The organism is Methylobacterium nigriterrae (genome assembly GCF_037106235.1).
Classification (GTDB): domain Bacteria; phylum Pseudomonadota; class Alphaproteobacteria; order Rhizobiales; family Beijerinckiaceae; genus Methylobacterium; species Methylobacterium nigriterrae.
In genome coordinates this window covers 1-400 of the sequence record NZ_JBAWTG010000589.1, presented here as the reverse complement: position 1 = coordinate 400, position 400 = coordinate 1, and the positions used below count along the sequence as shown (strand labels likewise).

The 400-nt window shown below is 59.0% G+C and carries 1 pseudogene; it reads left to right on the top strand.

Annotation, left to right across the window (positions count from 1 at the left end):
- Positions 1-400: pseudogene (locus tag WDW90_RS38355) on the top strand (hypothetical protein); the annotation flags it as partial.

The window sequence follows — 400 nt, the reverse complement described above, 5'->3', positions numbered from 1 at the left end:
CTCAACTGGAAGGCTGTTGTCGGCGGTGCATCCGGCGTCACTACGCTTGAGGTGGTGCAGGTCGAAGAGGGCAGCGCCACTGTCGATGAACCGGTCCTGATCTACCCGACGACAGCCAAGGACGGCGACTCGCTTTCTTACCCGTATTCCGACCTCATGCGCCTGCTCAGCGATGCCGTTCAGCAGAACGACACGGCTGTTATCACTATCGGATACGGATATGGCGATCCGCATATCAATCGTATCCTGCTCCGCAGCCTCGCGATCAATCCGGCGATCAACGTCCTTGCTGTCGATCCTTACGCTGTGCTCGGTAAGGGTTCGGGCCTCGTCAAGGCGGTCCTCGATGAAGAACTTGTCGGGAACACCCTCGCTGCGCGCGAGCACAAGCCGCTTGATA